This window comes from Sulfurovum lithotrophicum (genome assembly GCF_000987835.1).
In the GTDB taxonomy this organism is placed as follows: domain Bacteria; phylum Campylobacterota; class Campylobacteria; order Campylobacterales; family Sulfurovaceae; genus Sulfurovum; species Sulfurovum lithotrophicum.
The window spans coordinates 1,019,630-1,045,249 of record NZ_CP011308.1 but is presented as its reverse complement, the minus strand read 5'-3'; the positions used below and the strand labels follow the sequence as shown (position 1 = coordinate 1,045,249).

General features: G+C 45.3%; 30 protein-coding genes and 1 tRNA gene. 24 read left to right on the top strand and 7 right to left on the bottom strand.

Annotated features, from left to right (window positions below; translation table 11 throughout):
• Positions 1–95: 95 nt before the first annotated feature.
• From YH65_RS05135 to YH65_RS05125, 3 genes are all read left to right on the top strand, one after another.
• Entirely contained in the window at positions 96–1,808 is a 1,713-nt protein-coding gene (locus YH65_RS05135; protein ID WP_046550926.1) for an oleate hydratase, read from the top strand.
• Positions 1,809–1,864: 56 nt separating this feature from the next.
• Complete coding sequence (locus YH65_RS05130) at positions 1,865–2,962, top strand: TRAP transporter substrate-binding protein (protein WP_046550925.1); 1,098 nt, start codon at positions 1,865–1,867, stop codon at positions 2,960–2,962.
• 66 nt (positions 2,963–3,028) lie between these two features.
• Entirely contained in the window at positions 3,029–3,475 is a 447-nt protein-coding gene (locus YH65_RS05125) for a hypothetical protein (protein WP_046550924.1), read from the top strand.
• Between the two features lie 43 nt (positions 3,476–3,518).
• Here YH65_RS05125 and YH65_RS05120 read toward each other — a convergent pair.
• Positions 3,519–3,609, bottom strand: a tRNA-Ser gene (locus YH65_RS05120).
• Positions 3,610–3,711: 102 nt separating this feature from the next.
• On the opposite strand from YH65_RS05120, the gene YH65_RS11470 reads away from it, so the two are divergent.
• Positions 3,712–3,855: a hypothetical protein gene (locus YH65_RS11470; protein ID WP_154806469.1), complete on the top strand. Its 144-nt coding sequence runs from the start codon at positions 3,712–3,714 to the stop codon at positions 3,853–3,855.
• Here YH65_RS11470 and pyrF read toward each other — a convergent pair.
• Complete coding sequence (gene pyrF / locus YH65_RS05115) at positions 3,845–4,537, bottom strand: orotidine-5'-phosphate decarboxylase (protein ID WP_046550923.1); 693 nt, start codon at positions 4,535–4,537, stop codon at positions 3,845–3,847. The two genes, YH65_RS11470 and pyrF, sit on opposite strands and share 11 nt — an antisense overlap.
• 68 nt (positions 4,538–4,605) lie before the next feature.
• Here pyrF and YH65_RS05110 point away from each other — a divergent pair, with 68 nt between their 5' ends.
• The 7 genes from YH65_RS05110 to YH65_RS05080 all read left to right on the top strand — a co-directional run bounded on the left by YH65_RS05110 (position 4,606) and on the right by YH65_RS05080 (position 10,373).
• Positions 4,606–5,133, top strand: coding sequence for a peptidylprolyl isomerase (locus YH65_RS05110; protein ID WP_046550922.1), 528 nt, complete (start codon positions 4,606–4,608; stop codon positions 5,131–5,133).
• A 154-nt stretch (positions 5,134–5,287) separates the two neighbouring features.
• Positions 5,288–7,183, top strand: coding sequence for an NAD(+) synthase (locus tag YH65_RS05105; RefSeq protein WP_046550921.1), 1,896 nt, complete (start codon positions 5,288–5,290; stop codon positions 7,181–7,183).
• Between the two features lie 13 nt (positions 7,184–7,196).
• Complete coding sequence (trhA, locus tag YH65_RS05100) at positions 7,197–7,841, top strand: PAQR family membrane homeostasis protein TrhA (RefSeq protein ID WP_046550920.1); 645 nt, start codon at positions 7,197–7,199, stop codon at positions 7,839–7,841.
• 84 nt (positions 7,842–7,925) lie between these two features.
• Positions 7,926–8,390, top strand: a complete 465-nt coding sequence (locus YH65_RS05095; RefSeq protein ID WP_046550919.1) for a hypothetical protein — start codon at positions 7,926–7,928, stop codon at positions 8,388–8,390.
• 90 nt (positions 8,391–8,480) lie between these two features.
• On the top strand, positions 8,481–8,987 hold the full coding sequence (locus YH65_RS05090; protein WP_046550918.1) for a cytochrome c family protein: 507 nt from the start codon (positions 8,481–8,483) through the stop codon (positions 8,985–8,987).
• A 16-nt stretch (positions 8,988–9,003) separates the two neighbouring features.
• Positions 9,004–9,954, top strand: a complete 951-nt coding sequence (locus tag YH65_RS05085; protein ID WP_046550917.1) for a WD40 repeat domain-containing protein — start codon at positions 9,004–9,006, stop codon at positions 9,952–9,954.
• 200 nt (positions 9,955–10,154) lie between these two features.
• The gene (locus YH65_RS05080) at positions 10,155–10,373 is read left to right on the top strand and encodes a cold-shock protein (protein WP_046550916.1); all 219 of its coding nucleotides are present in this window, start codon (positions 10,155–10,157) and stop codon (positions 10,371–10,373) included.
• Between the two features lie 40 nt (positions 10,374–10,413).
• Here YH65_RS05080 and YH65_RS05075 read toward each other — a convergent pair whose 3' ends face one another.
• Together YH65_RS05075 and YH65_RS05070 are read right to left on the bottom strand one after the other, a co-directional pair.
• On the bottom strand, positions 10,414–11,835 hold the full coding sequence (locus tag YH65_RS05075) for a DUF4139 domain-containing protein (RefSeq protein WP_046550915.1): 1,422 nt from the start codon (positions 11,833–11,835) through the stop codon (positions 10,414–10,416).
• 51 nt (positions 11,836–11,886) lie between these two features.
• Positions 11,887–12,252, bottom strand: coding sequence for a c-type cytochrome (locus tag YH65_RS05070; RefSeq protein WP_046550914.1), 366 nt, complete (start codon positions 12,250–12,252; stop codon positions 11,887–11,889).
• A 63-nt stretch (positions 12,253–12,315) separates the two neighbouring features.
• Between YH65_RS05070 and folD the strand changes: the two genes are divergently transcribed.
• The 7 genes from folD to YH65_RS05035 all read left to right on the top strand — a co-directional run bounded on the left by folD (position 12,316) and on the right by YH65_RS05035 (position 16,760).
• Positions 12,316–13,161 carry a bifunctional methylenetetrahydrofolate dehydrogenase/methenyltetrahydrofolate cyclohydrolase FolD gene (gene folD, locus YH65_RS05065; protein ID WP_046550913.1) on the top strand — a complete coding sequence of 282 codons (846 nt, stop codon included), beginning with the start codon at positions 12,316–12,318 and terminating at the stop codon, positions 13,159–13,161.
• Positions 13,162–13,164: 3 nt separating this feature from the next.
• A complete protein-coding gene (lepB, locus tag YH65_RS05060; RefSeq protein ID WP_046550912.1) occupies positions 13,165–14,130 on the top strand; it encodes a signal peptidase I in 966 nt (321 codons plus the stop codon).
• Entirely contained in the window at positions 14,130–14,774 is a 645-nt protein-coding gene (locus YH65_RS05055) for a site-2 protease family protein (protein ID WP_046550911.1), read from the top strand. The genes lepB (YH65_RS05060) and YH65_RS05055 overlap by 1 nt, the downstream gene beginning before the upstream one ends.
• Positions 14,775–14,797: 23 nt before the next feature.
• On the top strand, positions 14,798–15,259 hold the full coding sequence (rpiB, locus tag YH65_RS05050) for a ribose 5-phosphate isomerase B (protein WP_046550910.1): 462 nt from the start codon (positions 14,798–14,800) through the stop codon (positions 15,257–15,259).
• 365 nt (positions 15,260–15,624) lie between these two features.
• Entirely contained in the window at positions 15,625–15,861 is a 237-nt protein-coding gene (locus YH65_RS05045) for a hypothetical protein (RefSeq protein WP_046550909.1), read from the top strand.
• Positions 15,839–16,123, top strand: a complete 285-nt coding sequence (locus YH65_RS05040) for a type II toxin-antitoxin system RelE family toxin (protein ID WP_245609230.1) — start codon at positions 15,839–15,841, stop codon at positions 16,121–16,123. Before YH65_RS05045 ends, YH65_RS05040 begins: the two co-directional genes overlap by 23 nt.
• A gap of 76 nt (positions 16,124–16,199) precedes the next feature.
• The gene (locus tag YH65_RS05035; RefSeq protein WP_046550907.1) at positions 16,200–16,760 is read left to right on the top strand and encodes an adenine phosphoribosyltransferase; all 561 of its coding nucleotides are present in this window, start codon (positions 16,200–16,202) and stop codon (positions 16,758–16,760) included.
• Here YH65_RS05035 and lepB (YH65_RS05030) read toward each other — a convergent pair.
• On the bottom strand, positions 16,757–17,422 hold the full coding sequence (gene lepB, locus YH65_RS05030; protein WP_084722030.1) for a signal peptidase I: 666 nt from the start codon (positions 17,420–17,422) through the stop codon (positions 16,757–16,759). The genes YH65_RS05035 and lepB (YH65_RS05030) overlap by 4 nt on opposite strands.
• 80 nt (positions 17,423–17,502) lie before the next feature.
• Between lepB (YH65_RS05030) and YH65_RS05025 the strand changes: the two genes are divergently transcribed.
• A complete protein-coding gene (locus YH65_RS05025; protein WP_046550905.1) occupies positions 17,503–18,042 on the top strand; it encodes a hypothetical protein in 540 nt (179 codons plus the stop codon).
• On the opposite strand, the gene YH65_RS11220 is transcribed toward YH65_RS05025, so the two are convergent.
• A complete protein-coding gene (locus YH65_RS11220; protein WP_052746097.1) occupies positions 18,037–18,729 on the bottom strand; it encodes a glycerophosphodiester phosphodiesterase in 693 nt (230 codons plus the stop codon). The genes YH65_RS05025 and YH65_RS11220 overlap by 6 nt on opposite strands.
• Positions 18,730–18,850: 121 nt before the next feature.
• On the opposite strand from YH65_RS11220, the gene trpB reads away from it, so the two are divergent.
• The 4 genes from trpB to YH65_RS05000 all read left to right on the top strand — a co-directional run bounded on the left by trpB (position 18,851) and on the right by YH65_RS05000 (position 22,695).
• On the top strand, positions 18,851–20,080 hold the full coding sequence (gene trpB, locus YH65_RS05015; protein ID WP_046550904.1) for a tryptophan synthase subunit beta: 1,230 nt from the start codon (positions 18,851–18,853) through the stop codon (positions 20,078–20,080).
• Between the two features lie 123 nt (positions 20,081–20,203).
• Positions 20,204–20,617: a thioredoxin domain-containing protein gene (locus YH65_RS05010; RefSeq protein WP_046550903.1), complete on the top strand. Its 414-nt coding sequence runs from the start codon at positions 20,204–20,206 to the stop codon at positions 20,615–20,617.
• Between the two features lie 77 nt (positions 20,618–20,694).
• Positions 20,695–22,167, top strand: coding sequence for a leucyl aminopeptidase (locus YH65_RS05005; RefSeq protein ID WP_046550902.1), 1,473 nt, complete (start codon positions 20,695–20,697; stop codon positions 22,165–22,167).
• Positions 22,168–22,233: 66 nt separating this feature from the next.
• Complete coding sequence (locus tag YH65_RS05000; RefSeq protein WP_011980342.1) at positions 22,234–22,695, top strand: CZB domain-containing protein; 462 nt, start codon at positions 22,234–22,236, stop codon at positions 22,693–22,695.
• Positions 22,696–22,704: 9 nt separating this feature from the next.
• On the opposite strand, the gene YH65_RS04995 is transcribed toward YH65_RS05000, so the two are convergent.
• A complete protein-coding gene (locus YH65_RS04995; protein ID WP_046550901.1) occupies positions 22,705–24,333 on the bottom strand; it encodes a cation:proton antiporter in 1,629 nt (542 codons plus the stop codon).
• A 140-nt stretch (positions 24,334–24,473) separates the two neighbouring features.
• Here YH65_RS04995 and ychF point away from each other — a divergent pair, with 140 nt between their 5' ends.
• Positions 24,474–25,577: a redox-regulated ATPase YchF gene (gene ychF, locus YH65_RS04990; protein ID WP_046550900.1), complete on the top strand. Its 1,104-nt coding sequence runs from the start codon at positions 24,474–24,476 to the stop codon at positions 25,575–25,577.
• Positions 25,578–25,620: the final 43 nt, after the last annotated feature.

The following is a 25,620-nucleotide window of genomic DNA, read 5'->3' as shown; positions in this document are numbered from 1 at the left end:
CTGAATTTCTATTTCGGGATTTGGGTAAAAGACCATCTTGATAATCCGGGTTGATATGGCTACAATATTGGTAAGCAAAATACAAAAGGCCAATCATGAACAATTATCAACGGATCAACACACGCAAACCGGAAGGAATCGAGAACAAAAGAGCCTTCCTCATAGGCTCGGGGATAGCCTCATTGGCCGCAGCGGAGTACCTGATGCGTGATGGGCATATGCAGGGAAATCAGATCACCATTTTCGAAGAAGGCAGCCTGGCCGGTGGTGCCATGGACGGTGCCGGCAATCCCGAGGATGGCTTCATCGCACGTGGCGGAAGGGAGATGGAAGCGCATTACGAATGTCTGTGGGACCTCTTTTCACAGGTACCTTCCATCGAAGAAGAGGAACGTACCATTCTGGATGAGTTCAGAGAACTCAATGAGATCGACCCGAACTTTTCCAAGGTAAGGGTCATTTACAACCGGGGTGAAAAACATCGCAGAACCGATCTGGGGCTCCATGAAAAAAATACGCATGAACTGACCAGGCTGCTGCTTACAAAAGAAGAAGATCTTGGTGCCGCAACCGTTGAAGAGTATTTCGGCAAGTCGTTTTTTGAGACAGACATGTGGCTCTACTGGAGAAGCATGTTCGCATTTGAGACCTGGCACAGTGTCGTGGAAATGAAACGATATATGCACCGTTTTATCCATCTGATGCCCGGTATGAGTACGATGAAAGGTCTTGTTTTCACCAAATACAACCAGTATGACTCTCTGATACTCCCGCTGAAGAGACTGCTGGAATCCAAAGGGGTCAGTTTTGTTTTCAACACCACGGTGACCGACCTGGATATCGATATCAATGAAGATAAAAAAACGGTGACGGCTATACATCTGAACAAAAACGGCAGTGAGGAAGTGATGCAAACATCCGCCGAAGACCTCGTCTTCTTCACCAATGGCTCCATGACCGAGAACTCTTCGCTTGGCAATATGGACAATGCACCGGTCCTGGACAGAAGCGAAGGCGCAGTATGGGGTCTGTGGAAGAAGGTGGCGGCAAAAGATGAGGCTTTTGGCAAACCGGAAGTCTTCTGCAGCGACATCGACAAAACAAAGTGGGAATCGTTCACTATCACGGCAAAGGGAACGAAAATACGCGCACTCCTGGAAGATTTTGCCGAACGGAAGTTCCTTCCCCACCGCACCGCGACAGGCGGCATCATCACCGTCAAAGATTCCAGCTGGCTGCTCAGTATCACGGTCAACAGACAGCCGCAGTTCAAGAACCAGCCTGCCGACACCACCGTGGCATGGGCCTATGCCCTCTTCCCCGACAATAAGGGAGATTTCATGGACAAAAAGATGAGCGAGTGTTCCGGCAGGGAATTGCTGGAGGAACTGTTGTATCACCTCGGCATCGATGCGAACGAGATGCAGGCCTATCTCGATGAGTGTATCGTTATCCCCGCAATGATGCCCTATATTACTAGCCAGTTCATGCCCAGGGTTAAAGGCGACAGGCCGAAAGTCATCCCGGAAGGCAGTGTGAACCTTGCATTTTTGGGCCAGTTCTGTGAGATAGAGGGTGACTGTGTCTTCACCGTAGAGTATTCTGTCCGCTCCGCCATCATGGCTGTATACCATTTTCTAAATCTGGAGAAGCCGGTCCCGGAGATCTACCCAAGCCAATACGATATACGCGCTCTGGCTGCTGCGGTCAAAACGATGAAACCCGATGATGAGGGTATTGTTCAGAGACTGATAGAGAATGTTATCAGGAAAAAACTGGCCAATACCACGTTTGAGGGCTTGCTGTAAAACCCGGATCTTTTACCCTCTTTCGCTATAATAGCCAAAAAACAGAGGCATTTTCCATGAAACGAAGAGACTTCCTTACCACTGCTGCCGTGGGTGCGGGCGCCCTTGCCTTCACCGGCTGCCACAGGGCTGAAGAGACAGCAAGCAAAGGCTCTGCCAACATCAATAAAGGTAAAAAAGTTACCTTGAAACTGGCAACCTCATGGCCGGCGCATTTTCCCATTATGGGAACAGGCGTGGACACTTTTGCAAAACGATGCGGAGAACTCAGTGGCGGTACATTGGAAATAAAGGTCTTCGCCAAAAACATACTGGTACCGGCTATGCAGGTCTTCGATGCCACATCCGCCGCACAGATAGATGCTTTTCACTCCGGTGTTTACTACTGGAAAGGTAAAAACTCCGCTTTTTCCATCTTTGGCGGTATGCCGTTGGGTCTGACCAGTGAAGAGATGATCACCTGGCTGAAGTTCGGCGGAGGGTATGAACTCTGGCGGGAACTCTATGGAAAATTCAACCTTTACCCGCTTATAGGCGGAACTACCGGACCACAGATGGGCGGCTGGTTCAAAAAAGAGATCAAAAGCCTTGCTGACCTCAAAGGTCTCAAGATGCGTATCCCCGGCCTTGGCGGTGAGGTCATGAAACGGCTTGGAGTCAATCCGGTACTGCTTCCCGCAGGAGAGATCTACACGGCACTCGAACGCGGGACCATCGACGCAACTGAATGGGTCGGACCTGCACTTGACAGTATGATGGGCTTTGCCAAAGCTGCTCCATACTACTACACCGGATGGCACGAACCGGGTTCCATTCTTGAGATCACTTTCAACAAAGCCCGCTGGGAGAAACTCAGTGACGAGCACAGAGCCATCATTACTGCAGCCAGTGAAGAGATGACGGGCAATATGCTGCAGGAGTTCCGCTACAAAAATGCCAAAGCATTGGCGGAACTGCCGGACACGGTACAGATCAAAACTTTTCCAAAAGAGATGATGGAAGCGGCCAAAGTGGCGCTGAACGATGTCCTGATGGACGAAAGTGCCAAAAGTGACGACTTCAAATGCGTTCTTAAAAGCTATGAAGCTTTTTACAAACTCAACAAACCATGGGATGACATCAGCACAAAGAATTTCCTTGAAATAAGAAGTTGATCTGTTGTATTTTCTTTTATGAAGATATCATGTATAATGATTGGAAATGAAATACGAAGGAGAGAAATGCTGAACTTTTTAAAAAAGATTTTTTCGAGAAAAGAAGAAACAGTCGAACCTGAGTACCCGGGTCGAACCTTCAACCGTATCATCACTTCCAAATACTTCGGCTATAATGAAGAGAACAGTAGTACGGATACTGATCAGATCGCCAAAATAAAACAAAGCAAGATAGATCAGATAAATGAATTTGAACTTCTACCTAAATTTCTATACTATGCCTACTCCCCGAACGGTACCGAGATTGAATCTGCCTATGTCATTTTTCAAAAAGAGGCAATTTCTCAAAGAGGTAGCATGATACATGTCACCGAACTTGCCTTTACCGTCAGACAACAGGATTTCAATGAGTTTGAAAAAATGGCAAATGTCAGCCTTAAAAATGACTTCCGTGATCTTACCGATCATAAATACAATGGTGAAGAGAGACGAAAAGGTAAGAGAGGTCTGTAAAAAATCAGGGAAGTTTTTTGAAACGGTATATTTATAGATTGAATGGCGGACAGTGAGGGATTCGAACCCTCGGTACCCTTACGAGTACGCATCCTTAGCAGGGATGTGGTTTCAGCCAACTCACCCAACTGTCCAGTAGTAGTTTTTGTGATGGGATTATAATCTACTTGCCTTAAACTCAAGCTTAAAAACGGCTATTTTATAGTATGATTTTAAAAATTAATTCAGGATGTAAAATGTTCCAAAAAATAGCACCGCTTATCGTTCTGGCCATGTTTGCCATCGGGGCATACTTTATGGTTCAGGGAATGAAAAACGCCACAGAGATGGCAGACCCCTCAAAGGTTAAAAAGAAGCAAAGCAGCGAAACTAAAAAGTAGAGATCACTTTCAGGATCTCTTCCACTTTTCCTTTAGGATCGCTGTCTTTGTATATAGGCCTTCCCACCACAGGGAAATCCACCCCCTCTTCATTTGCGAGTTCCAGTGTCGCGACACGCTGCTGGTCCCCCGCATCTTCTCCAAAAGGTCTGATACCCGGACAGAGCGTTAAAAACTCTTTACTTGTGGCATTCTTGATCGCCCTGCTCTCAAAGGTCGAACAGACCACACCGTCCAGGCCGTTCTCAAAACTCATTCTGGCGAACTGTTCCGCCTTCTCATCGATGCCTTTTTCATAGATCATTCGGAAATTCTCTTCATTGAACGATGTCAGGGCGGTCACCGCAAGGACCAAGGGGCGCTTTTCATACGAAGAAAGTCTTTCCATTACCATCTTCATGGCAACTGCTCCGGCACTGGCATGGATGTTGAACATATCCACGCCGAGTTTGGCTATCTCTTCAGCCGCATCGGCCATGGTATTGGGTATGTCATAGAGTTTGAGATCGAGGAATATCCTGAAGTCCGGATTAATAGCTTTGAGCGCTTCGATGAACGGTTTACCGTCACGTATGTAGGCCCTGAAACCCACTTTCATCCATACGTTATACGCTTTGAGTGATTCCGCCAGTGCAAGATTCTCTTTGGCTGAAGGCAGATCCAGTGCGACACACAGTTCCATGGTAATGACCCCTAATATTAATATTGGTATAATAATAGCCTAAAATAACTAATTAAGGACTAAACGACATGTTTGGAAAACAATCAAAAAGATATGACATCCCGCAGGATGTAATGGAAACATACCAATATGCAAAGATCAAGACAAGCAAGGGAGACATCTGGGTCAAACTTTTCCCGGAGGATGCTCCCAACACGGTTGCGAACTTCGCACACTTGGCGAATGAAGGATTCTATGACAACCTGAAGTTCCACAGAGTGATCCCCGGTTTCATGGCTCAGGGCGGATGTCCTCACTCTGGTCCCACTGGTAACCCCGCAATGGCCGGAACAGGCGGACCGGACTGGCAGATAGACTGTGAGACGGATACAAGCAACCACCCGCACAGAAGAGGTTCTCTTTCCATGGCACATGCCGGTCCCAATACGGGCGGAAGCCAGTTCTTCCTCTGCTTTGCTCCATGCCCCCACCTGAACGGTGTTCACACGGTATTCGGTGCAATAGACGAAGACGATACAGAGAGTTTCATGGTACTTGACAAGATCGAGCAGAATGACGATATTCTGGGGATCGAAATTCACGCTGAAAAAGACTGATATTTTGCTGTTAAATTTCCTAATCATTTGAATTGAGGCGTTATTCTCTCTTCATTTTTTTAGAAAAAACGAAGCAAAAAATCGTCGTGGTTCTCGAATCGCTTCGCTTTCAAGGGCGTTCGCCACGACATTATTTTATTTAATGGAGTGTTAGATGTTTGGATTTTACAGAGTTGCCTCAGCAGTCAACAAAACCACGGTTGCCAACCCTCAGAAAAATGCTGAAGAAATACTCACACTCGTTAAAGAAGCAGCCGACAAAGAGGTCAGTGTCGTTGTATTCCCGGAACTTACCCTTACCGGATACACTGCCAGTGATCTTTTTCTTAACCAGACGCTGCTTGCTTCACAGAATGAATCTATTCAATATATATTAAATAATATTAAAGAACTCGATACCATTGTGATCCTCGGCATCGCTTTGCTTGAGGCAGACAGGCTCTACAACTGTGCTGCTGTCCTGCAGGGAGGGGAGATACTGGGCATTATCCCGAAATCCTACTTGCCGAACAACAAAGAGTTCTATGAGAAGCGGCAGTTTGTCAGCGGCCGGGATATTGTACGGACCGCCACTGAACTCCTCGGAAAAGAGGTACCGTTCGGTGTAGACCTGCTCTTTACCGACGGTCGGGATATGACTTTCGGCGTAGAGATATGTGAAGACCTCTGGGCAGTGACCCCGCCAAGCAACCATATGGCAAGCAATGGAGCCAACCTGCTCTTCAACCTGAGTGCCAGCAATGAACTCATAGGCAAGCACGAATACCGTGAAGAGCTGGTCCGTACACAGAGTGCAAGATGTATGGCTGCTTATGTTTACAGCTCTGCAGGTGTGGGTGAGTCGACCACCGATACCGTCTATGGAGGACATGCCATCATCTCCGAGTACGGGGCTACCCTTGCACAGAATGAACGCTTCAGCCTTGAAAGTTCACTGATAACCGCCGACATCGACCTGGAACGTATGCGATGGCTGCGTATCAATGAATCAAGCTACAGTGACGGCAGACGTAAAAAAACGCGTCTCATCAAACTAAAATCTTTGCCAATGATGTCTGAACTGCAACGGGACATCACACCTGCGCCGTTCGTTCCTTCCCGATATGCAGACAAAAAGCTCCGATGTGACGAGATTATCCATATCCAGGCACACGGCCTGATCAAGCGTATGACGCATGCCCACATCATAAAGGCACTCATAGGCATTTCAGGCGGACTTGACTCAACCCTTGCCCTGCTCTCGACACACAGGGCTTTTGAGATGATGGGATGGGATAGCAGGAACATCATTGCCGTGACCATGCCCGGCTTCGGTACGACAAGCAGAACCAAGTCCAATGCAGTCAAGCTTTGTGAAGCATTGGGAGTGACACTCAAAGAGGTGGACATTACGGATATTTCACTTCAGGAATTCAAAGCCATAGGACATGACACCGAAGAGCTGAGTGTAACCTATGAGAATGTACAGGCACGGGCACGTACTTCCATACTGATGAACATGGCGAACCAGGAAGGCGGACTGGTCATCGGTACCGGCGACCTGAGCGAGATCGCCCTTGGTTGGAGCACCTACAACGGTGATCATATGAGTATGTATGCACTGAACTCCGGCATCCCGAAAACACTCATCAAATATGTGATCGAATACTACAAGTCCAATAAAGCCATCGCAGATATCATCGATGATATTCTCGATACGCCCATCAGTCCTGAACTGCTGCCGCACAGTGATGACAAGATCGTTCAGGAGACAGAGGAGATCGTTGGGCCTTACGAACTGCATGACTTCTTTCTGTACCACTTCATCAAGTATGGTGCAAAGCCTGACAAGATCCGATTTCTTGCGATGAGAGCGTTTGATATTAAATACGATGAAGAAACGATCACCAAGTGGCTGAAGATCTTTCTGCAACGTTTCTTCAATCAGCAATTCAAACGATCCTGTATGCCGGACGGCCCTAAAGTAGGAACCATTTCTCTCAGTCCAAGAGCTGACTGGAAGATGCCGAGTGATGCCGATGTAGATGTCTGGCTTCGTATGCTGGAATAGGTAGAATGAAATTATGAGCAATGAAGTCAATAATTTTGCTCTCATCGAAGAGATATGGCATGCCGTAACACACGGTATCGGTTTTACCTTGAGCATCGCTGCCCTGGTACTACTTGTCACGTTTGCGGTAATGCACGGACACGGTGCCCTGCATATAACTTCCGCAGCGATCTACGGTTCATCACTCATGGTACTATACGGCAGTTCAACCCTCTACCATGCCCTCACCCATAACAAAGCCAAACATCTTTTTCAGATTTTTGACCATGCCTCTATCTACATACTGATCGCAGGTTCCTATACACCTATTGCACTTCTTACCATCGGTGGTACGACAGGATGGGTGCTCTTCGGACTTGAATGGGGTATCGCCGTTATAGGCATCGCACTGAAATTCATCTATGTTGGCCGTTTTGAACTGCTCTCCCTGATCGCCTATCTTGTCATGGGCTGGCTGATCGTTCTTGACTTTTCTACCTTTAAAGCACATATCGATCCCATAGGGTTTTGGCTTATCGTTGCAGGTGGTTTGGCATACAGTAGCGGTGTTTACTTTTATATTAAGGACAGTATTACCCATTTCCATACCATCTGGCATCTCTTTGTAATGCTGGGGTCTATCTTGCATTTTTTTGCTATTTTACTTTATGTTGTGTAAGCCCAAATTTCTATGTCTGGATTTGAGGTAACAGTTAACAATAGCATGTTATAATAAGGAAGATTTCAATTATTAGGAGAAACCATGAAAAAAGAATATGAGGAATTCATTGAAACAGCTAAGAAAAGTATCGATGTACTTGAGGAGAAAATAGAAGATATGAGCGAGGATTTTTCCGAGGATGCCAAATTGGTGTGGAAAGATCTTAAATCATATTTTGCAAAAGTAAAAGAGAAATTAGAAGAAACTGGAGAAGAAGCTGAGGTACAGGGTGACCTGGCACTGATGGAAGCACGTGATATCCTTGAAAATGTCCGTGACAGTGCGGAAGGTTTCCTTTTAACCATTTCGAGAAATACCGCACAGGAGTTCGATCTGGCAGAGATCAAAGCACATCTGGCCAAACTGGACCTTGAAGACACACTCGAAGCGGCAGAAAAAGAGTTCTGGCATCTTTACGGAGAATCCAAGGCCGAAGCAAAGATAATGTCGAAAAAGGCCGGTGAAGAGATCAATGACATTATGCTGAAGCTGTCACAGATCGTTTAATAACAAAACAAGCTGTATTTCTTGCAGTTCCCATAGCATGCAATGTGATGCTATGGCAGCTGCTGTGACATTTAAATTAAGATACCATTTATGAAAAATCTCTTCCTCCCTTTGCTTGTGATCGCTATATTGCTTTATGCTCTCTATCTTTCCCGATTCTCCACTCCAAAAAAAAAGTATGTCGATACAACTGTCAATCCTAACTATACAATGCATGTCAGAGAGCATCAACATGATCATCTGGAAGAGGAACTTTCACGCATAGACAGTACTGCCTATGCCAAAGAGTACATTATCACTGTGATCAACCATGGCTCCAGTCAGTTGCATTTTAAAAAGAATGAGATTATGGAGGGAGGATTTGTTTCCAAAGAAGATGCACCGAAGGTCGCATGTTATGTGCTAGAGCTTTCAGGAAGAGAATGCAAAGAGCCTCACCCCAAAGATGCCGCCATGTTCTACACCAGTGTCTGCGGAGGCTGCCATGGTGATGACGGGAAAGGTCTAGGAGGCAGCTACCCTGACCTGACAAGAAAACCCCTGCTTGGCATAGAGAAACGGGAAGAGTTCCTCAAGTCCATGCTCCTCACACAATAAGATGTTATAATCTCTCATGTTCAGATTTGCCACCCTGCTTTTTTTACTGTTATCTACGACCTGGGCCAAAGATATCTCGCCGGTCGCTACCATAGAGGTTTCCGGTCTCGTAAGTGATTTCGTGGAAGATCATGGCTATCTCTATGTCGCTACCGATGCAGGCATAGTGGATGTGATCGACCTGAGCAGCCAAAAGATCGTCAGGCAGATCATCCTGCCTCCTCTTGAAACAGTACAGAATGGCAAAGTTCCTTCACGCATACATGCCATCGATAGATACCAAAACAAAACCCTGTTGGTCACCTCTGCTTCCAACGCCTATAGGGAAGTATGGATCGAACAGAATGGGCATCTCAGGAAGATCATCGGTTCGGATCAGCATATCATGCCAAAGAACGCCTTTTTCAACAAAGAAGGGAAGATCATCTTCGGTACTTTCGGGTCGGATGTTATCCTCTATGACAATCTTGAGAGCTACCGCATATATGAACAACATATCTCGGAAAGTACCATGGGCGGCATGGTACTCAGCGATGATAAGAACAAAATGGTCATTTCCGATGAGAGCGGTGCCGTGAGGATTATCGATGTCAATACCTCAAAGATCGACCAGGTGTACGACAAAGAACACGTGGATAACATCTATAAAGTAGCTTACGCCAACGGGGTCATTCTTACGGCAGGTCAGGACAGACGTGTCGGGGTTTATTTTACAGACAGTGACAACTCCTACCATCTCAAGAGCGATTTCCTTGTCTATTGTGTGGGATTAAGCCCCAAGGCAACTACAGGTGTCTACTCCAGTGGCATAGAACATCATTTGCAGCTTTTCAATCCGGCAACAAAAAGTAAGGGTGATCGTCTTGTAGGCCACTATGCCACACCCACCAAGATCCTCTTCATCAATGAAAAAGCTATGATCTCATCGGGCGATGAAGACAAAGTTTTTTTCTGGCTTTTGCCATAAATATAATAAAAATATCAAAAATCATAAAATTTTTTGATAAAATCAGCTTAACTCTAAGAAAAGAAGCTACAATATACCCGATGAAAGATGAGGATCGAGTTCATCTTTTGAGTGTTATGTTAGTGTTAAGGCCCTGCAAGACCCCCGAAAGACTCTCTATTTAAATGTTTTCACAAATTTAAATTACCAAAGGTATAACAATGGCAGAATTAGTAAATGGAACAGTAAAATGGTTCAACGATGAAAAAGGTTACGGATTTATTCAACAAGAGAATGGTGGAAGCGATGTATTCGTACATTTCCGTCAAGTGAACAATGAAAATGGCGGTCGTGTGACTCTTGCAGAAGGTCAGGCAGTAACATTCGAAATCGGTGAAGGTCAAAAAGGCCCACAGGCTGAGAACGTAACACCTCGCTAAGACTTAGATGCAGGCATCCCGCCTGCACTTTCAAACTCTCCTAATAACTTATTTTCAAATCTTTATCGTAAGATATCTCGAACAGTACTTCTATCTTCTTCGTTTCATGCGGATCAAGTGACACATTCATTTCCACTTCACCATCCTTCAGCACTTTATAGTCTACTTTTTTCTTTGACTTGACATCCAGAAGTTTCACTTTTATCTCTTTTGTTGTAGAGGTCGGTATACGTTCCGTGACGATCAGCATCTTTTTTTTATCAGATTTATTGGTCAACGTAAGTGTGTATCCGTCTTTCTTTCGCACCGTACTTCCAAAGATACCGGTCGTTCTCTCTTTTTTGACCAGATGTTTTCTTACAATTTTCACATCGAGATCCACCTTCGTATAGAGACGGTAAGCCTCTTTGTCGTACTCTCCAACAGCACGGTCGTTTAAAATGGTGTCTCCCTTTTTTACCTTCCATAGGTTATGCTCTATCTGTGTTTTGGGCTTGAACAAACAGACATGGAAAGCGGTAGTCATGCGATAGGGATATGCGCGCACTTCACACTGTAACGGTGCACGCCATGAAGTCACTTTTACATTGACCGGTTCACCCGTTGAAGGCAGAGACAAATTTTTGACCCGGTATTCTCTTGCAGAAAGGTACTGTGCCACCGGTGCCGGGGCATTCACTTCGGCAACTGCTGAAAGCATTGCTTCATCACTTTTCACCATTCCTTTGAGAGCTCTTTTGACAAACACAGGTTTGGGACGTGGTATATATTTGCTTACGATCCAGGGGGAGAAATGTACAGGCGATACTCTACGGTGTGCAGCTCTGTAGTAGAACATCGCATCTTCCGCTTCCATATCTATACCGCTGCGGTTCGTTACCGAAAGATACTGCGTTACTTCGATCTCTTTGTCCTTTTCCATCTGTGCCTCATAATAGGTTGAAAAGGCAACCTGTCCATATGGCAGTTCAAGGGTAAGATCATTTGTACACTCTTTTGAGAGATAAAGTGCATTCTGTACCGGTGCCTGTTTTCTGAAAGCCTGTGACTGTAGCTGAAGCGTATTTTTAAGACGTGTATCATCCATAGAGAGCTTAGCCTGCTCCTCACTGACACGTTTTGCAGCTTCTATCCATTTTTGGGCATCGAGAGAAGCAGGTTGAGGCAGAGAAACGAATGTGTTAAGCAAAGCAATATTGGTTTGTACCGCTTTGAGTTCCTGTGCCGTCTTTTTCATACTTTTGAGCTCTTTGCAGAGTCTGTCCTCCGGAGGACAGTTTATTTGGGTCAGAAGTGCGGTTTCATATCCTTTGCATTTGGCTTTGACATTCTTGGCAAAACCGATGAAGGTATTTTTGGGAATATAACCGTAAACGGCACTATCCTGATAGACTGCCAGAGAAGAGGCCAAAGCCATAGTGGCTGTCAAAGAGAGTGTAATGAGTGTTCTGTGAAGATGCATATCAAAGTCCTTCTATAAATTTTTAGAGGTTCACTAAAGGATTATTATAACCTATTTCGTTGTATTCCCCTCTTCACTCTCATCGAGATATTCACTGTTTTTTTTCTGCAGATAATCGTAGATCGCCTTTACCTCTTCATCAGTCAGGTAATAGCGGGGCATAATCTTATGGTAGCTGTTGACGGAGTTGATCATGGAGGCCAGGCTCTCTTTTCGGATGTCAGGGCCTCTGAGGACCTTTTTCCCGTGAATATCCCTGAACTCGACAATGACTTTCCCCTCACCGCTCTCACCGTGACACTCGGCGCAGTTCACACCACGGGGCTGGTTATAGAGCATTTCGCCATACTCATAATGAGAGATAAAATCTTCATCCGCACAGAGCAGGAACGGTAGGAGAAATAGGAGTCGTTTCATCTCGTGCAGTACCTCTATAAAGTATTTTCGATATAATACCGTAAAAAAATATAAGGGCGCGCTATGCAACTTATCGATGGTAAAAGCCTGGCACATAAAGTACAGGAAAATGTGGCGAAAGAGGTAGAAGAACTCAAACAGGTGAAGAACATAGTTCCAGGCCTTGCAGTACTGCTCATCGGAGACGACCCGGCAAGCCATGCCTATGTCAATATGAAAGCCAAGGCCTGCGAAAGAGTCGGTTTCTACTCTATCACTCACAATATGCCAGACACTATCTCCCAGGATGAGATCATCGCTACCATTGAAATGATGAATGCCAATCCGCGCATCGACGGTATTTTGGTACAGCTTCCTTTGCCAAAACACATCGATACAGACAGAATACTTGAAGTGATCGACCCCAAAAAGGACGTAGACGGCTTTCATGCCTACAACGTCGGCCGTCTGGTGACAGGACTTGACAGTTTCGTTGCCTGTACACCGCTTGGCGTCATGAAAATGTTCGAAGAATACGACATTGACCTTCAGGGCAAAGATGTCTGTGTCGTAGGTGCCAGTAACATTGTGGGCAAACCCATGGCCAGCCTCCTGCTCAACGCCAATGCCACCGTGACCATCACCCATATCTTCACCAAAGACCTTAAAGCCCACACCAGCCAGGCAGATATCGTAGTGGTCGGCGTAGGCGTTCCCGGACTCATCAAGGAAGATATGGTCAAAGAGGGTGCCATCGTTATCGATATCGGTATCAATCGTATCGAGGACGGCTCACTTGTCGGTGATGTGGACTTCAAGAATGTCGCACCGAAATGTTCCTACATCACCCCCGTTCCGGGTGGCGTAGGACCGATGACCATTGCCATGCTTCTCTCCAACACACTCAAATCCGCCAAACAAAGGGCATAAACATTGAAAAAAGTTCTCTCTTCAGCCTATAAGTTCTCCAGCTCATGGACCGGAACGATCATCATCGTTCTTTTCCTCATCTTTTTTGTTGCACAGTCTTTCGTCATTCCCAGCGGATCGATGAAACGGACCTTGTTGATCGGAGACTTCCTCTTTGCAAAGAAGTTCTCTTACGGCATCGCTACTCCGCATCTTCCCTGGCTTGAGATACCGCTTCTGCCGGATTTCAACGGGAATGGGCACCTCATTGAGGGACCAAAGCCCCAAAGAGAAGATATCGTGATCTTCCGTTATCCGAAAAATGAAAAGATCCACTATGTTAAACGCTGTGTGGCTGTCGGTGGTGATGAGCTCATCTATGCCGACAAAAAACTGCTGATCCATTTCCATGAGGGAGATGCGTATATCAAGAAGAACTATCCGCAAGAGAAGATCAAACAGCTCAGAGGAAAGCTCTGGGTGGAGAACCCCTATATGGACAAGTACCCTGGTATACAGTACCAGCCTGAAGGCATGAATATCTTTGAAGCCCTGCTGCAGTACTACACCTACAACAAAGAGATCGATATGACCCCGATCATGGTCGACGGGCTTGACAGTATGGTATATGAAATAGGAAACAACACGATCAACGCACTTTACAAAAAAGTAGAACCCGACCATTTCTACATGATAGGCGATAACCGTGACAACTCCAATGACAGTCGTTTCTGGGGTTCTGTACCCTACAGACTGATCGTCGGAAAGCCCTGGCTGATCTACATGAGTCTTGAGCACCGTTCCTATGACCAGGTACTGAATGGTCATGGCGGAGGAAGAGACCATGCCGGCCTCAAGAGAGTCTGCGGAAACATAGCCATCGACTCCAAGGAGTGTGAAGCACTCTGGAACAAGCAACGCTTTACCGTCCGCTGGGGACGTGTGGGAAGGCTGATCGATTCTATCCAGCATGAGCAGCCCATACAATAATGAGTGAAGCAGAGATCATAAAGATCATCAGTATGATCATCGCCCTGATGATCGCCATCATCGGGCATGAGATCATGCACGGATGGGTCGCCTATAAGTATGGAGATAATACAGCCAAAAGCCTCGGACGCCTCAAGATAAACCCTCTTGTACACATCGATCCTGTAGGCAGTATTCTCGTTCCCGGAATGCTCTTTTTCTCCGGGGCACCTTTCATCTTCGGCTGGGCAAAACCTGTTCCCATCAACATAAACACGGTCATGAGGAATGGTGGCGCAGGTGCAGCAGTCGCCGTTTCCCTTGCCGGGATCACCTTTAACTTTGCACTGGCCGCTTTCTGCGCCGTACTTTTCCCAATGTTCGCACATCCAACTTCCGCATTTGAAGCTTTCATCGCCCTGCTGCTCTATCAGAGTGTCGTCATCAACGTACTGCTCGGTGTTTTCAACCTCTGGCCCATCCCACCACTGGACGGGGCCAATGCCATCCGCTATCTCGCTGAAGGCATGCACTGGAAATCTTTTACGGCATTTTATGATAAAATATATCCCTATGGGATGCTGATACTCGTAGCGGTGCTTTTTACACCAGTTTCAAATTATCTGTTCCAGCCCGTTACATGGATCGTAAAATGGTTACTCTAAATAATTCAAACAAAGGAAACTAAATGTCAAAGAAATTCTACATCGCTACAGACCATGCAGGTTATGCTGTCAAAGCCTATGTCAAAGAACTCGTCACAAACCTCGGACATAAGATCATCGATCTTGGGCCGGACTCGGCCGACAGAGTGGACTACCCCGACTTCGCAAAGAAATGTACGGAGGCTGTTATTGCCGATCAGGGCAGTTTCGGTATCCTGATCTGCGGAACAGGCATCGGTATGTCCATAGCTGCCAACAAAGTATCAGGTATCCGCGCAGCCCTCTGCCACGACCACTACACTGCACAATTGACAAGACAGCACAATGACGCCAACGTACTCTGCTTCGGTGAACGCGTAGTCGGTAAAGGCGTCATCGAAGACATCGTAGAAGCATTCGCCTCCACAGAATTCGAAGGCGGACGTCACGCTACAAGAATAGGCAAAATAGAGGCCGGATGCTCCTTCGGTGCTGATCTGGGGTAAAATAAGGCAACTTTTCTTGTTCCTACGCTAAGCGTGGGCACGAGAAGAAGATGTAATGTTTTATTCATCCAACATAAGACTTTTCTGTTTTTATACCGTAATGCTTAAATCGTATTTTGTCGCGAACAATATCAAGTAATTTTTTCTTTACTTCCATAAAATACTCCTCAAAAATAGGAGGACATAATGTCCTCCTATTAGCAGAAATTTAGAGTTAAAGTAAGAAAACGGGTTGCTAAAAACCTAAGCAAACCTCGGTAGTATGGGGCTTAAAAAAGGTTTTTCTACAGATGGGTTGTAAAAAAGAGTTGACAAAATGAATAAATTTGAATACAATAGTATAAATAAGTATTCAAAGGACTTCCATGAAAACAGTAACCATGAGAGTTGATGACTCAGTTTACAATATGATAAAACTTGCAGCAGAAGGTCAAAAAAGGAATCTTTCTAATTTCATAGAGTTTGCGACATTGCAATATTTAACTTCATCACAGTTTGTAGAACAAGATGAAATGAATGAGATATTAGAAGATAAAGAACTTGTTGAAAATCTTATGAATGGATTAGAAGATTTCAAAAATGGTGACTACACCATTGTCTAAATACCAAATTGCTGAAACTAAAACTTTTGAAAAAGTTAAAAAGAAAATAGATAAAAAACTCTATTCAAAAATTGAAAGTTTTGTTTATCCTCAACTTAGAGAAAACCCTTTTTATGGAACTAATATTAAAAAACTAAAAGATAATTTTGAGGGCTATTACCGATACAGAATTGGAAACTATAGACTTTTTTATCTTGTTGAAGGTGATAAGCTTATTGTAGCTATTGTTGATTTTAGACATAGACAGCAAGCCTATGACTAAACATATAACCGTTAACAACCTTCAAACAACCTACGCTAAAATACAGTATAACTCCATACATCACAAAGGAAGCACCATGACACTCACCCCCGAAGACAAAACCATCATCCTCGACAGCATCAGAGACATCCCGGACTTTCCCAAACCCGGCATCGTATTCAAAGACATCACTACCCTCCTCAACAACCCAAGGGCGCTAAGCACGCTGATGAACCATCTGACAGAGCGTTATCTGGGGTATGATCTCGACTACATTGCCGGTATCGATGCAAGAGGTTTCATCTTCGGTTCCATTCTGGCTGACAGGCTTGGGGTGGGTTTCGTACCTGTGCGTAAAAAAGGTAAACTCCCCTACACTACCGTTGCGGAGAAATACTCTCTTGAGTACGGTTTTGATGAAGTGGAGATACACATAGACGCTTTTGGAGAAAACGGCTGTTCTCTTGAAGGAGAAAAGTCCAAAGTACTGCTCATAGACGATCTCATCGCGACCGGCGGTACGGCAAAAGCAGCCGCAAACCTGATTGACAAAGTGGGAGCGCACTGTGTGGAAGCCTGCTTCATCATGGAACTTGGTTTTCTCAAAGGCAGAGAAGGCTTCTCCGCTCCGGTCTACTCCGTACTGGAAATCGACTAACCTTTAAATGAAGACGGGGTAAGCCCGCCATTCTTCTTTACCTCTTTCTCGCTGCTGTCTGCCTCTTTGATCTCCAGCAGCGTCATCCAGTCCCTTGGCTTTTTAAGTACGTAAATCACTTTCGACATCACCCAGTCTCGCGGTACGGCCCCAAAGAAACGGCTGTCAGCAGAATTGTCCCTGTAGTCACCAAGGACGTAATAATGATCATCTTCAACGGTCATCATGGGAAGTTTGCTTAGTTCACCCGGCACTTTTAGGTTCCAGTTATGCACGACACCGTAATATTTCAGATAGGGATTTTTAAGAAAATACCCGTCCTTGGTCGATACGACCTCAAGGTCATATTGAAGTGCCAATTGATACGTTTTACTTGAGTCACCATCGATCTGAAGGTAGAAAAACCGCTCTTTCTGGAAAAACCTGTCTCCCGGCAGTGCCGCACAGCGTTTGACATAGAGCCTGCCTTTGGGATCGAGCGGATGTCTGACCACCAGCATGTCACCACGCTTGATGGTATCGACCTGACGCTTGCACAGCACTACGTCACCTTCCACCATTCCATAGTTCATGCTGGTACCGTCTATCTTGTAGATACGGAACATAGAGAACAGTACAAGCAAACCGACAATAATTCCTAAATAGGTCAATACTCTTTTCATAAGGTATTATAGCTTTATTTACCTACACCATAATTACACATTGTGTATGATAAAATATATTCAAACAAGGAGACAACTATATGTTTACAAGAAAAATAATGCTTGGCACAACATTTTTGGCATGGATACTTTTGACAGGGTGTACACCCGATACATTGACACCGGTAAGCAATGCTGACCGATCTTACTACAAAGGTGATGCATTGATTCTTATTGCCGTTGACGGTGACGGGAAAAGGGCCGTGAGGCATATCGAAGTGGTTACAAAAGAAGAGCCGCTTGGCTATGAGATCTATTTTCATGACAGGAAACCAGACAAAGGGTTCATTGAGTTGAAGATACCGACACCCAGCAGCAATGTACGTCTAAAAGAGTATTCTCTAAGCGGGCATTACGGGTGCAGTCGGGGGAAAGCCGGTTACGGGTCCGGAAGTAAGATCATTGCAAAAATAAGCAGTGGAAAGACTTACTTTCTGGGTACCATCAATACCGATATGAACACCGTCTACAATGAAATGCCCAAAGCACTTGTCAAAGAGGCAAAGAAGAAGTACAACTATACCGCAAAGGGTGAAGACATTCCGAAAACATCACGTTTTCAAAGCAATCTGTCACTATAGGGGACCTCTATAGCGGTACGCCTCTCTCATATCATCCATCATGACGCCGTAGAGTCCGGCTTCTATCTCTTTTGTCAGGTCCTCTTTCGCGACTGTCCAGAGTATGACCTCATATTTATCCAAAAGCCCCCTTTTCAGGGCTTCTTCTCTTAAAGCCATGTTTATATCAAGATAATACAGGTAGTCATTATGGCTATTTTCGGACATAGTAGCCAGTACAGAAGAAGTATCAATGATCTTATGCAGCCTGACCGAGGGATTGAGCCGATGTATATACTCCAGTACGTTATCTTCAAAACAGGAAACTTCCACCCAATCCAGTTTGTCTGCTATCATTTGTGCAACGGACTCACAAACTTTTTTGTATGTCTCCGGTACATATTTGATCTCCAATATTAGTATCGCATCCCCATGCACAAGCGACAGTAGTGATTCCAGTGTGGGTATGCTTTCACCCTCCCCAATTTTTAATTCTTGCAGTCTCTCAAGCGTAAAGGATTCCACTTTTCCTTTGATACCGGCCAAGTACAGCAGATCATCGTCATGAAAGAGTACGATATGACCGTCACGTGTCAATCTAAGATCAGTCTCTATGCCGTCCGCTCCGGCCTCAAGCGCTTTTTGAAAGGCTAAAAGCGTGTTCTCGGGATAAAGAGCACTGAACCCACGATGTGCGAATACTTTCATGCATCTCCTTTTATATGCCTATTATTAGAGGTTCCCTTATATCATATGTCATTCCTGTCATTATAACACTATAACCTCCCATACGATATAATCTCTTCAATTTTTATACGAAAGAATCACGATGGATCTACATAAAGAAGTCTATATACCAAAACCAAGTCCGTTCGACCCGGACGAGAACGGACATTTCGGCAAGTTCGGCGGACGTTTTGTCCCTGAAACACTCATGCCGGCTCTTGAACAGCTGCGTAAAGACTATGAAGCGGTACGTTTCGACAAAGATTTCTGGGCAGAGGTGGACTACTACTACAAAAACTATGTGGGTCGTCCCTCTGCACTCTACTATGCCGAGAACCTTTCCAAAGAACTCGATGCAAAGATCTACCTTAAACGTGAGGACCTGAACCATACAGGAGCACACAAGATCAACCACTGTGTCGCACAGGCTGTACTGGCAAAGCGTCTCGGAAAGAAAAAGATCATTGCGGAGACCGGTGCGGGACAGCATGGTGTGGCAACAGCGACCGTGGCAGCGCTTTTCGGACTGGAATGCGAAGTCTTCATGGGTGCCAAAGATGTGGCACGTCAGGAACTCAATGTTTTCCGCATGAAACTGCTCGGTGCCAAAGTGCATGCGGTAGAGAGTGGTTCAAAAACCCTGAAAGATGCCATGAACGATGCCATCCGCCACTGGGTAACGAATGCAAGAGATACTTACTACCTGATAGGTACAGTTGCCGGTCCTCACCCCTACCCTATGATGGTACGTGACATTCAGTCCATCATCGGATGGGAAGCCAAAGAACAATTGAAGGCGGCTGAAGGATGTCTGCCTGACAAGATCATTGCCTGTATCGGCGGCGGTTCAAATGCATTGGGTATCTTCAGCCACTTTTTGGAAGATGAAAGTGTTGAGTGTATCGGTATAGAGGCCGGAGGGGAAGGACTGGAATGCAAGCATGGATGTTCTTTGGAAAAAGGCAGCCCCGGCGTACTGCACGGACAGCTCAGCTACCTGCTGCAGGATGAGGACGGCCAGGTACAGGAGGCACATTCCATCTCGGCAGGACTGGACTACCCGGGGATCGGGCCTGAACATGCTTTCCTTAAAGACAAAGGTATCGTCACTTACAGCCACATTACCGACGTTGAAGCGCTTGATGCTTTTGTCTGGCTTTCCCAATCAGAGGGGATCATCCCTGCACTTGAGAGTTCCCATGCCATCGCATACCTCAAAAAGATGAAGCCTGAAGAGATAAAAGGAAAGATCATCCTTGTAAATCTCTCCGGACGGGGTGACAAGGATATGATCCAGGTAAAAGATATACTCAAAGAGCAGTTTCAGGACTGATTCGTTCCCACATTATGCGTGGGAACACATGTCTTACCAATAAAAAACAAAATACTTCAAAATACTTACTTTCATTTACTTACTATAATCAAATATGATATACTTATATAAAAAGGATATACTATGAAAGCCTTTATATTTTCTTTACTTTTTGTATGCAATCTGATGGCTATCACTGTTGAGGATGCAGCATGGGTACTCGATGCCCAGACCAGCATGGGAAAGGCGTATCAGAAAGCAAAGGCGGAAAAGAAAGATCTCCTCATGCTTCTCATCATCGAAAGCAGCTGTGAGTGGTGTGAGAAGATGATCCACAGAACACTCAGAGACGAGAATATAAGATCGGCACTGTCTGATATGGTTATCGTGGTTGCAGACTTCAACTCTCCGGAAGCAAAAGAACACAACGCTACATTAACACCCTCGATATATTTCATTGACACCAAGACAAAGAAGACCGTCTATTCAGTGATCGGCTATGAAAAACCGGGAAGCTTCATGATCGATATCGTATCCGCGAAAGATAAGGTTGAATAGTCAAATAGTAGAGACTATTTTCCTATTACCAATATTTGGTTATACTCCGAAACATAAACTATCACAAAAGGTAAACAATGAATTTCAATATAAACAATGCAAATATAAAAGATATCAAGGCCGATCTTGAGATCATCATCGTCATCGACAAAAACCTCAAACACAAATCGGTCAAAGACAAAAAACTGCTCAAAAAAGCCGGTTTTTCCGGAAGCCAGGATGAAGTGTGCCACCTTGTAGAGAAAAAAAGACTCTATGTGGGAGCGGAGACGCTCAAAGGAAGAGGCATCAGACCGGCAGTGGCAACAGCCATTCGTTCACTCATTGGGAAAAAAACCTATAAGACCATTAAGATCGCTACTTACGTAAGTCACCCGAGATGTTCAGCTTCCATCAGAGCCATGGTCGAGGGCCTGGTACTTGGAAGCTATACATTCAACCAGTACAAAAGCAAAAAAGTAAAATGTCCTGTCAAGAACGTTGAAATATCACTTGAAGGTTACGAGGCACATGAGATCACCATGGAAGTGGCAGCACGTGCCCTGAACAATGGAGTGATCGCTGCAGAGGCAACCAACTTTACACGTGACATCGTCAACACCACACCTGATGACTGCTACCCTGAGATCATGGCCAACATTGCGGAAGAACTTGCCAAAGAGAATAAGCTCAAATGCAAGATACTCAAACCCAAAGAACTCAAAAAAGAGAAAATGGAAACCCTCCTTGCCGTAGCACGGGCTTCAAGACACAAACCAAGAGTAATCCACCTTTCTCACAAGCCAAAGAACCCCAAAGCCGTCATCACACTGGTAGGAAAAGGTCTTACCTATGATTCAGGTGGGCTGAGCCTCAAGCCTGCCGATTATATGGTGACCATGAAGTCTGACAAGAGCGGCGGTTCTGCCGTATTGGGACTGATGAAAGCCATCTCCGAGATGAACCTGCCCGTGGAAGTGCACGGCTTTGTCGGTGCAGTGGAGAATATGATAGGCGGAGATGCCTATAAACCAGACGATGTACTGGTTTCCAAGAACGGAAAGACCATCGAGATTCGCAATACGGATGCGGAAGGCCGACTCGTTCTTGCAGACACCCTCGCCTATGCACAGCAGGAGGTCAAAGCGGACTACCTCTTTGACTTCGCTACACTTACAGGTGCCTGCGTAGTAGGTGTTGGACACTATACATCAGGTGTGTTGGGTTTCAACGAAGAGGTGAAAACAATGGTGACAAAGCAGGCAAAGATCGCCGGAGAACTTGCGACAGCACTTGACTTCAACCCCTACCTGCACAAGACCATCAAAAGCAGCATTGCCGATGTCTGCAATATTTCAAACACCCGTTACGGCGGAGCCATTACTGCGGGTCAGTTCCTCTCCGAGTTCATCGATGAGGAGCATAAAGAGAAATGGGCACATATAGACATTGCCGGACCAGCTTTTGTGGAACACACATGGGGCGAGAACCCGCATGGTGCTTCCGGTGCCGGGGTACGAATGATGCTCAGACTCATTGAGGGCCTTGCCAGAAAAAAAGAAGCGCATTAATATTATTATCGATCTAAAAGATAGATAATGATAAAATATTCTTATTAAATTTTAGGAGTTTTAATTATGGAAAAAAATACAATCCTTGAACAATTAAGGGCGGCAAAAGCTGCCCATATCAACTGGGTTCAGCGTGCTAAAATGCTGATTTCCGGTTTTAAAATGGAAGAAGATGCCATACCGGTCAACTCTACACAATGCAAGTTTGGCCAATGGTTCTACTCTGATGCTCAAAGGCTTAACGGCCTGAGAAACAATCCACTTGACTGTATGTCGGAAATAGAGAAGCTTCACTTTGAACTTCATGATATTTATCTGAATATCTACAAAATTTATTATGACTTGGAGCCACAGGGCTTTTTCAGCAAGCTGTTTGGCAAAAAGAAAAAGATAACAGATGACTCTGTTAAACTTGCAAAAGAGTATTTTGCTTCTATGGAAGAGGTTTCCAAAAAACTTGTCAATGAGATCAATCTTATGGAAAGGCGTATTGTCGCATTGCCGGATACTGACCTTGAAACACTTTAAAATTCCTCTTTAACTTTCCTTTATGGAAAGCTGGCAGGCCAACACTTCCTGCTCCATGATATCCGCGACGATATTTCTTGCGTTGACCACATGCTTGATACCAAGGCTCGATATCGTTTCTCCTTCCGCATTGTTCATCACTTTGACGATACTGTTGATATGCGGTCCGAATGAAGCGATATTCTCACAGATAAGCTGTTTTTGTATCTCATTGTCGATGGTCACGATGATGGCACAGCACTGATCGACATTGAAGTGTTCCAGTACCATCTTCTGGGCGGCATTGGCAAAAAAGATCGACTCTTCTCCTTTGGCTATGACTGCATCAACGACTTTGACATCATGCTCCAATATAACATACAGCAGGTTTTTTTCTTTAAAGGACTTCACCAGTCTCTGTCCAAGCGGTCCATAACCGCAGACAATAATGTGGTCTTTGTACGTTCCCCCTATTATCGCCCGTTCACGAAGTGTATCAGGCTCTTTTATAAAATAATCGACGATCGCTTTGATATTTTTGAGTACAAATGGAGTAATGATCATCGAGAGGACCACTGTGATAATAAGGATCTGGTTGAGCCCCGAGTCTATCAGCCCTTTGGAGTTTGCCAGAGCGAAGATGGCCAGAGAGAACTCTCCTACTTCAAAAAGGGCCAAAGCGGTTTTAAGCGCAGTTCTCCTCTGTACGAAGAACTGCAGTATCCCAAAGATCAACAGACCTTTGAGCAGCATTACCCCCACAAGCAGGCCAAGAATGATGTGTCCGTATGTAATGATGGAATGCCAGTCTATCAGCATCCCTATCGTCACAAAGAATACTCCCAGAAGGATGTCCCTGAAAGGTACAAGGTCAGCTTCTATTCGGTAACGGTATTTGGTCTCAGAAAGCATCATACCCGCGATGAATGCACCCAGCGAGTAGGAAAACCCGAACACTTCCGCCAGAACGGATGCGGAGATGACCCCCAACAGAACGGCAACAAGAAAGATCTCTTCCGAATCCGTGTCCATGATCAGGTCAAAAAAACGTTCAAGAAAGTATTTGCCTACAATAAAGAGTATGACAAAAACGAGAATGGCGCTGACCAGCGTGTTGAGCAGCATTACACTGACCGAATCGGTCTGTGAAGTAAAAATGGAGACCATCAGAAGTATCGGAATGACCGCAAGGTCCTGAAAGATCAGTATGCCTACACTGCTTCGTCCGTAACCCGAATGTATCTCATTCCTCTCGTTGAGTATCTTGAGTACGATCGCAGTGGAAGAGAGTGAGAGCGCAAAGCCGATCACAATGGCGCTTTTCAGTTCCTGATGAAATAGCAGATGGGAAATAATGGAGAACAAAAGTCCCGACAGCATCACCTGAAGACCGCCAAAGAGGAACACCTCTTTTTTCATGTGTTTGAGATGTTTAACCGAAAACTCAAGCCCGATCGTGAACATCAGAAAGACAATACCGAATTCTGCCAGATGCGAAAGCACCTCCCTTGAATCTTCTGCAAAATGATAAAAGGAGGAGATAGCGAAGCCGGAAAGGATATAGCCTATGACCGTAGGAATATCGAACTTTTTCAAAATGACATTGAGTACCGTTGCAATGGCAATCGTAACGATCAGAACGATGAGAACATTTTCCATTAAAATCCATTCTCCTGGGTTATTTAATGATTATTATACATCAAAATATACACACTAACCCCTCCTTCACCAAGATTTCGATAAAATCGCGTATTATTTATGGGGTGAAGCACCTCAAATCATTATGCTAAGGAAATACCATGGGATTAGGCATTGGACTTGTAGGACTGCCGAATGTAGGAAAATCTACGACTTTTAACGCACTGACAAAGGCACAGAATGCAGAGAGTGCGAACTATCCGTTCTGTACGATCGAACCGAACAAGGCGGTTGTTCCCGTACCGGACAAAAGGCTGGATGAGCTTTCCAAGATCGTCAACCCTGAACGTATTCAGCACTCTACACTGGACTTTGTGGACATTGCCGGTCTGGTCAAAGGTGCAAGCAAAGGTGAAGGCCTGGGGAACAAATTTCTGGGGAACATTCGCGAGACGGAAGTGATACTGCATATCGTCAGATGTTTCGAAGACCCCAATGTGGTACACACGGAAGGTTCCATCGATCCTATCCGTGACGTGGAGATCATCGAGCAGGAACTTCTCTTTGCCGATATCGATGCGGTACTCAAGCGTATCGATATGCTGAAGAAGAAAGCCAAAGGGAACGACAAGGATGCCAAGATGCAGCTTGAAGTTGCAGAAGCCCTGCTCGCACATATTGAGGAAGGAAACCCTGTCTCAACTTTTGAGGGTATTGAGAGTGACGGTTTCAAAGCCATCAACAAAGACCTGCGTCTTTTGACAAGCAAAGAGATCATCTACGGTGCGAACGTTGATGAAGACGGCCTGAGCGAAGACAATGAATTTGTCCAGCAGCTTAAAACCTATGCGGACGAGAGAAACAGAGAAGTCATCAAGCTCTGTGCCAAAGTAGAAGAAGAAATGGTCGATTTCGAAGATGAAGAAAGAGAAGAGATGCTCACGGACCTTGGGGTCACAGAGTCAGGACTTGAGCAGATCATCCACAAAGGCTTCGACAAACTTGGTCTTCAAAGCTACTTTACCGCCGGAGTCAAAGAGGTACGTGCATGGACTATCAGGAAAGGAACGACCGCTCCAAAAGCTGCGGCAGTCATCCACAACGACTTTGAAAAAGGATTCATCCGCGCAGAAGTCATCAGTTATGAAGACTTCATTCAGTATGGCGGCGAGCAGGGAGCCAAAGAGGCAGGGAAGAACAGGCTTGAAGGGAAAGAGTATATCGTGCAGGACGGCGATGTCATGCATTTCAGGTTCAATGTTTAAACTGTAGGGTGTGTAGTCACACACCCATTTCAATGTGGTGCGT